The organism is uncultured Paraglaciecola sp. (assembly GCF_913058035.1).
In the GTDB taxonomy this organism is placed as follows: Bacteria; Pseudomonadota; Gammaproteobacteria; order Enterobacterales; family Alteromonadaceae; genus Paraglaciecola.
In genome coordinates this window covers 1-8,023 of the sequence record NZ_CAJXPA010000181.1, presented here as the reverse complement: position 1 = coordinate 8,023, position 8,023 = coordinate 1, and the positions used below count along the sequence as shown (strand labels likewise).

9 protein-coding genes are annotated in these 8,023 nt (G+C 38.6%); 7 read left to right on the top strand and 2 right to left on the bottom strand.

The features are described from left to right. The 3 genes from QZ562_RS17575 to QZ562_RS17565 all read left to right on the top strand — a co-directional run. Positions 1-424 (top strand): pyrimidine/purine nucleotide monophosphate nucleosidase domain-containing protein (locus QZ562_RS17575; protein ID WP_293763052.1); only part of this gene is annotated, 424 nt, incomplete at its 5' end. 255 nt (positions 425-679) lie between these two features. Then, entirely contained in the window at positions 680-1,054 is a 375-nt protein-coding gene (locus QZ562_RS17570; protein ID WP_293763049.1) for a DUF3192 domain-containing protein, read from the top strand. Between the two features lie 763 nt (positions 1,055-1,817). Further along, positions 1,818-2,120, top strand: coding sequence for a helix-hairpin-helix domain-containing protein (locus QZ562_RS17565; protein WP_293763046.1), 303 nt, complete (start codon positions 1,818-1,820; stop codon positions 2,118-2,120). Positions 2,121-2,179: 59 nt separating this feature from the next. On the opposite strand, the gene galU is transcribed toward QZ562_RS17565, so the two are convergent. Both galU and QZ562_RS17555 read right to left on the bottom strand, forming a co-directional pair. Then, positions 2,180-3,073 (bottom strand): UTP--glucose-1-phosphate uridylyltransferase GalU, encoded by an 894-nt coding sequence (galU, locus tag QZ562_RS17560; RefSeq protein WP_293763044.1) that lies wholly within the window; start codon positions 3,071-3,073, stop codon positions 2,180-2,182. A 1-nt stretch (position 3,074) separates the two neighbouring features. Beyond that, positions 3,075-4,415 carry a UDP-glucose/GDP-mannose dehydrogenase family protein gene (locus QZ562_RS17555; RefSeq protein ID WP_293763042.1) on the bottom strand — a complete coding sequence of 447 codons (1,341 nt, stop codon included), beginning with the start codon at positions 4,413-4,415 and terminating at the stop codon, positions 3,075-3,077. 347 nt (positions 4,416-4,762) lie between these two features. On the opposite strand from QZ562_RS17555, the gene QZ562_RS17550 reads away from it, so the two are divergent. The 4 genes from QZ562_RS17550 to QZ562_RS17535 form a co-directional block, all read left to right on the top strand. After that, positions 4,763-5,119 carry a hypothetical protein gene (locus QZ562_RS17550; protein WP_293763040.1) on the top strand — a complete coding sequence of 119 codons (357 nt, stop codon included), beginning with the start codon at positions 4,763-4,765 and terminating at the stop codon, positions 5,117-5,119. Between the two features lie 86 nt (positions 5,120-5,205). Further along, complete coding sequence (locus QZ562_RS17545) at positions 5,206-5,892, top strand: YjbF family lipoprotein (protein ID WP_293763038.1); 687 nt, start codon at positions 5,206-5,208, stop codon at positions 5,890-5,892. A gap of 18 nt (positions 5,893-5,910) precedes the next feature. Then, a complete protein-coding gene (locus QZ562_RS17540) occupies positions 5,911-6,651 on the top strand; it encodes a capsule biosynthesis GfcC family protein (protein WP_293763036.1) in 741 nt (246 codons plus the stop codon). A gap of 26 nt (positions 6,652-6,677) precedes the next feature. After that, a partial coding sequence (locus QZ562_RS17535) for a YjbH domain-containing protein (RefSeq protein WP_293763033.1) occupies positions 6,678-8,023 on the top strand: 1,346 nt, incomplete at its 3' end.

Genomic DNA, 8,023 nt, shown 5'->3' with positions numbered 1-8,023 from the left:
ATATGAAATAGTAGTAGGCGATGCGGCAAAAGTGGCGCAGATGATTAAACAGAAACAAAGTTTAGTTAGAAATTATCGTAAACAAACTGGAGATGCTTATGATTTTAATTGGTCACTAAAAATTGCCACAGAATTTCAAAATCCATTTGTTCCAAACCATATAAGCATGGCCGAACTCAACTTACATTTTGACCAACCCAAAACTGAGCTCGCAGCAGCACTCAGACAAGTTTTTTCTGGAATAGTCGCAGGCAATGTCAAGTCTGAAGGTGTGGCTTTGATAAAAGAGCGTGGCCCTTTTCAATTAAAAGGGGATCCAAAACTAATGAAAATGATGGATGGTTTGTTGGAGTCTTTTGTTGAACAACAAAGAATGAAACTGCCTGGAAGCAAGTATGTGCCTTGTTATCAGATTACAGAGTAATCAGAAAGTAAGACTGGTACCCAAAATTATTAAAACACAATGCAGGCTATAATTAAGTGGGTTAAAAATTTACTTTTTGAGTTTAGCCTGTGTTACCAAATAAGGTAAACAAAAGAAGTCAACAAAGCTAACAAAAAATTACGTTTAAGGATAATAGGCTTCTTACGCTAGACTAACGAAAATCCGCGTCCAACAAGCTGCAATCATACCGCTATTTTTATATTATTAACTTGAGCAAACATTAGAAAGAAACACATGAATAAAAAAGTAGTTAAAAGAATTGGTATTGGTGTTGGTTTGTATGCCATTTTTGTAATGTCGGTCATCACATTTTATCCTGATAAACCTCAAGATATGGATTGGAAAGATCGTGAAGAATATAATAGGATCCAAATAACTAAACTCGAATTAGGTTTACAAAAAAAACAAATAATCGAATTATTAGGTAGCCCAGATATAACAGAAGCTAAACGAACTAATGAGGTAGAGCTTCAAGTGATGCTTTACCGCACTCAACACAAACAAGCCGATGGCATTACCACAGAAGACGAGTGCACAGCCTTACTTTTTGAGAATAATAAGTTAATAGCATGGGGCGAAAGCGCCTATCAATCTTTTATTGATGGCTAAATAACGTACCTTTATAAGCTGAAATAATTAGGCAACATGACACTATTCCTATCAATCTATAACAATTGATTACATTTTGCTTTTATACGAACATTAATGAAAAGTTTCACGTGATCCCTATAACAACATCCGTGAAACTCGATAGCCGCGAACATATTCCATATTGATAGTACCCCGACCTTATAAACTTCAAGGACATTTTTAACTAGTATAATGTTTAATTTAACTCCTCGGTCTTAATGCAATTAGCAAAAAGTTCGTTAAGTGTCTATGCATCAGAGCAACCATTAAATGAAGAATTTAGTCTAATTGAATGAAACAATGACAAAATGACAAAACGGTGAAAATGAAATACGCCAAGCGAATGTCTAATTTCAAAGTAAATAATGGGGAGCTAAACTGGTTTGACAGTTTACTCGCAACGATAAACGCAAAAATATTTGAATTAGCAAAACTGGACTCAAAACCGGCTCATCGCAAAAAATAGACCACATGTACAAGTCATGGCAAGAAAATAGCATTCTAATCTAAGATAAATCAACTGAGATAAAACAACTGAGATAAAACAACTGAGATAAAACAAGTCAATTAGATTGAATAAATACGATAATCAATACTGTGCCAAGTACGAATACTTTTTTCTATTACACAAACAACCTGAGTATTGGTCTTTCAACTGGTTACTTTACGAACTAAATATTTTCTACTATGTTTAGTTTGATGTATATGCATCGACATGGAGTTAACAAAAGGGAGTTTCTTTATGAAAAAATTCATCTTTATTTTATTACTTTCAAGCGTATTTCTAACCACCTCTGCTAATTTTGCTTTTGCTGATACGGCAAAAAGTAAAATGAGTCAAAATCAGATGACTATAATTAATTTAAATACAGCGTCTCTAGCACAATTAGCTTCATTGCCCGGTGTAGGCAAAAAAAAGGCCGCTGCAATTATGGAATACCGGACAAAGAATGGTAAATTTAAATCTGTAGATGACTTGGTCAATGTAAAGGGTATTGGTAAAAAAATGCTTCAGAAATTAAAAGGGCAAGTAAAAATCAGTTAGGTATCGGATAAATATCAGTTAAAATAGGCCGCTCATAGTCAATATGAGCGGCCTATTTTTTATAATTTTAAGTTTTTCAGGAATGACTTAAATTCATCACCCAACTCAGGGTGACGCAGCGCATATTCCACATTTGCAGTCATGTAACCTAACTTGCTACCACAATCATGGCTTACACCTTTCATGTAATAAGCATCGACCTGTTCTGTTTTCATCAAAGTGGCAATTGCATCCGTAAGCTGCACTTCATCACCGGCTCCAGGTGGAGTGAATTCAAGCAGGTCCCAAATATTTTCAGATAAAACATAACGTCCTACAACAGCTAAATCAGAAGGAGCATCTTCTAGGTCTGGTTTTTCAACCATGCCGTGAATTTTACCCGACTCGCCTTGTTTTAAATCTAAGCCTTCTAAATCAACTATGCCATATTTACTGACATCTTCTTGAGGGACTTGCTCAACCATTATCTGACTTACACGGCTAGTATTAAATTTAGCCACCATATCCGCCAGATTATCTTTTTTAAGGTTGCTGGTGTACTCATCAATGATGACATCGGGAAGCACCACTGCAAAGGGTGCATCGCCAACCATTGGACGAGCGCACAAGACCGCATGACCTAAGCCTTTTGCCACTCCTTGACGCACATGCATAATGGTAACGTCCTTGGGGCAAATAGCTTGTACAGCTTCTAGCAACTGCCGTTTAACCCTTTTTTCCAAGGTTGCTTCAAGCTCAAAACTAGTATCAAAGTGATTTTCGATACTATTTTTACTGGCATGGGTGACCAATATAATTTCTTTGATCCCTGCGGCAACACACTCGGCTACCACATATTGGATGAGTGGCTTGTCCACCACAGGCAACATTTCTTTAGGAATAGCTTTTGTGGCTGGTAGCATTCTTGTTCCTAATCCCGCTACTGGGATAACTGCTTTTTTAACTTGACTCATTTTAGTGTTCCTTTACCGATAAACCACGACCAATTGCATAATAATGCAATCCATATTCCAACATTAATTTTGGCTCGAACAAATTTCGCCCATCAAACAACAATGGTGTAGATAATTTCTGTTTTATCAACTCAAAATCTGGGGCTCTGAAAGCTTGCCATTCAGTGCATATCACTAGAAAGTCTGCACCTTCTAATGCTGCCTCTTTAGTTCCCATTAAAGCTAGGTCATCACGACTACCATAAATACGCTGAGTCTCTTCCATAGCCTCTGGATCATAAGCTTTTACAGTAGCACCTGCTGCCCATAATTTTTCCATGAGAACACGGCTAGAAGCTTCACGCATATCGTCAGTGTTGGGTTTAAATGACAATCCCCACAATGCCACTTTCTTACCTTTCAAATCGCCAGAAAAATGCTGGGAAATATATTCAAATAACTTTTCTTTTTGCGAATAGTTTACTGCTTCAACAGCTTCCAATACTCGAGCTGTATAACCTGCAGCTGATGCACTTCGCGCAAGCGCCTGCACATCTTTGGGGAAACAAGAACCGCCATAGCCACAGCCCGGATAAATAAACTGATAACCAATGCGCGGGTCTGAACCTATGCCACGACGCACATTTTCAATATCCGCACCAAAGACTTCCGCAAGGTTAGACATCTCATTCATAAAACTAATCTTGGTGGCCAACATACAATTCGCCGCATACTTAGTTAGCTCAGCACTACGGATGTCCATTACAATGATCTTGTCGTGGTTACGATTAAAAGGTGAATACAATTCTCGCAGTTTCTTTTCTGCTGACTCACTATCAGTTCCTAAAATAATACGGTCAGGACGCATGCAGTCATTTACTGCTGCTCCTTCTTTTAAAAACTCAGGATTAGATACCACATCGTAAGTAACAGATTTACCCGCATCAGATAACGTGCTATCAATTTTTGCCTTAACTTTATCCGCTGTGCCTACTGGTACTGTAGATTTATTGATTACTATTTTGTGTGACTGCATATTTGCTGCAATAGTAGTGGCTACAGCTAACACATATTTTAAATCTGCTGAACCATCTTCATCAGGGGGTGTACCTACGGCAATAAAAATCACGTCACCGTGTTCAACACCAAGAGCCGCATCAGTAGAAAAGTCGACTCTGCCAGCTTCATAATTAGAGATAACCAAAGGCGTTAAACCTGGTTCAAAAATAGGGATATTTCCCTCTTTAAGACGGTCTACTTTATTTTGGTCCACATCAATACATAAAACATCATGCCCTACTTCTGCCATCACTGCCGCTTGCACTAGGCCGACATAACCAATTCCAAATACTGTTACTTTCATCTGACTATGATCCTTTCGTCCAACCATTGGAAAATTTTTACGAATATTAACACCGTATTTTCAGCAATAAGAGCAAAAAGGATAAATAAACGCAAGCTATCATTTAAATAGATTTACATTTGACAAATCTATTTAAATAAACAAAAACGACGATACTATTCAATGCTCAATAACTGTAAAAACAGCCGCTATTTTAAAATAAATGTCATTTAATTCTTCAAGGGGCTTCTATTGATAGGTTTAAAAATTACTTTGCACCTTGGGTAGATAATGTACATATAACTATTGAGCTATGATAAATATTCGATTAAACTAAAGCATCGAAATCTTTATTCAAGGAAATTACTATGAAAAAAATTCTTATTGCTGCCTCGGTTGCTTTATGTTTTGCAAGCAGTACTTTTGCCGAAGAGAAAACAGGTAGCACTTCAGCATTTGGTTCAACCCTTGGCGCAGTGACAGCACCTGCAGTTGTAGGTGGGGTTGCCGCATTAACAGTTTTGGGAGGTATGAATGCCAACGGTAAAGCAACCATCATTCCTGAAGCTATTATCCCTGGCCCTAGCCCAACATGTAATGGTAGCGACCCATTAGTCGACGGTGTTTGTACTGGTACTACTACAACTGTTACTGTCACAGGCACAGGTACTACTACTGGTACAGTGACTGTTCCGGTTACGTTTACTTACGCTCCATCGTTGTAATCTAACCTTTATCAAAAAAGCCGCCATCGTGCGGCTTTTTTATTGCCGTTTTAAATTGTCCCTCATTCAAATTGAAATTAACCAACATGAACGTAAAAACCTTTGGACTCAGTGCACTAATATTGATATTTACTAGCGCTTGCAGCGGCACTTACCATGCCTATTATCAAACGCTCAAAATTGCATTTTCAGATAAAAGTGACGCAAAAATGACACTTGTCGAGGTTCAACAATCAAGTGTTGATGTTATATCTGTTAGGCGTGGAGAGCGACCCAGCGTCATCATGGCGTTAGCCTATATAGAAAACGGACAACATAAATGGGTGTCAAGCGACAAGGCAATGTTTGTTATCGATAAAGGCCGCTTAATACGCACCATAGGTTTAAACAAAAATCTTTTGTATTCGTCAAGTACAGATATCGACCCACTTAAATCACTACCCCATAAAACAATGTATGTTTCCCAAAAACAGAAGTGGATCCGAACAGTTGACCAAACAGATGACGAGTACGGCTACTCAATTGAGTCAACATTTAACGATGCTATTCAAGATTCAGTGCAAGCCTTAAACCTTGATATAGAAACAATTTTATACGTTGAAAATATTATTTATAAAGTACCCACTGATTACATCCGGATAAGCAAAAACTGGAAGAATTATTACTGGTATGCCAAAAGCGGGGAGATGATTAAGAGTATACAAATGACATCACCACTTTCTGAAGCTCTAGAGATAACCTACTTGAGCCGAATTGCCCGCTTAAATCAATAGTTGCCGGATAAAACAACCATGCTCACATCAATTTTGACACGCTTATCACTTCTAACCAGCTTTGCATTCAATACAGCCATTGCTTCGGTTACTGTAACGATTAACCAAGAACAATATGTGTTTGCACACGAACCTCGCTTGGTTGAAGTATTAGCACCCATTGCGAATCAAGCAAATTGGTATTGGCCAAGTGCGGCTTTGTATCGGGAAGACGATATTGAGCTTGAAGAAAAACGGAAACTGTTAATTATCAGTATTTCCAACTTGGTACAACGTTACCAGGCTGAGGATCCTAAAATAGCCAAATCATTAACACAACTTCAAACTAACATTACTAATTGGCGATTAGCTAAAAGATTACCCGTTAAAATAGATTACGATTTAGCGCGCATGATTAACGCGTCAAATCCACAATTGCCCAAAGGCAAATATATACTTTCCCTTTCACCGCGAATAAATACCGTGCAGCTATTTGGTGCTGTTAAAAAGACGGGTGAGATACCTCATCGTCCTCATGCCGATATAAGCGAATATATTGATAACCACACTTTGACGGATTTAGCGAATAAAGACATGGTTATCCTTATCCAAGCTGATGGTCGATTGATAGAGTCTCCTGCAGCTTACTGGAATAAAACTCACCAAGAAGTGATGCCGGGTAGCCAACTGTTTGTACCCTTCAAACAACCTCTTTTTAAACCGGAATTCGCTAACATCAACCGACAAATACTCACTTTAGCCCTTAGTAGAGTCCGCTGATGATATATAAGAAAAACAACAGACCTATGAAATTAAATATATTACTAATAACCGCTCTAGCTTTTTTTACAACAACACAAGCACAAGAATCCAAAGAGGCTTGGAATCCAACACCGATGGGCAGTTCATTGATGGTTCACGGTGGAACGGGGCTTATTCAGACTCCGACATCACGTATGTTAACAGATGGTGATTTTCGCGTAAGCTATACTGACAATGACCAATACCGCTTTTGGTCAGCAACATTGCAATTATTTCCATGGATGCAGTCGACTGTTCGTTACACGGATGTCCGCTCGCGTTTATACAGCCCCTTTCCTAGCTTCAGTGGCGATCAAACGTTGAAAGACAAAGGTATTGATGTCAAATTTCGTTTGTTAGAAGAAAGCTACTATTTACCAGAGTTATCGATTGGTTTTAGAGATTTTGGTGGTACCGGTTTTTTTGAAAGTGAGTTTATTGGTTTAAGCAAACGTGTTGAAAATTTCGACTTTCATCTTAATATGAGTGGGGGCTACCTAGGCACAACGGGTAATACATCCAATCCGTTTTGCGACGTCAAAGATAGCTTTTGCGACAGGCCCGGTGGATATTCAGGACTTGGTGGTAAAATAGATTATCAACGTTTTTTTAAAGGGCCTGCTTCCATATTTGGTGGAGTGGAATATCAAACACCATGGGCCCCATTACGTATAAAATTGGAATACGAAGGCAATAACTACGTAAACGATCGCGCTGGCTTATTACAACAAGACAGTAACTGGAACATAGGCGCTGCTTATAGTTGGAACAATATCGATTTTAGCCTCAACTATCAACGAGGTAACACCCTAGGTTTTGGCATCAATTACAATTTTAATTTACACACTATTCGCCAAATAAAAATAGATACCCCACCCCGTGAGTTATTACCAGAAAAGACAAATAACTTTTCAATGGGTCAGATAGAGCGTACTAGATTTACCCAAGATTTATTATATCAAGCTGGTTTTGCAGTCAGTACTTCTCACCTAACTGAGACAGATGTCACACTATATGGACAACAACTTAATTACCGCAATGAAAATGAGGCATTAGAGCGGGTCGCACGAATTATGGCGTCTGAACTGCCAGATTCAGTTAAAACTTACCGTATTGTCAATACTGTGGGAGCGATTCCGCTAGTTGAGACTGTGATTGATGCCGAGGAATTTAAAAAACAGGCTAGATATCAAACCCTAGAGCCCAATTTTACATCAAGCTATCAACGCATGGACTTACGCAAGGACACCATTGACCAATATAACCCTACCAACACATCAGGCTTATTCACAGGTATAGAAGCTGACACTTATACACATCTCCGAGCCCACGAGACCGCACTAGACCTCGT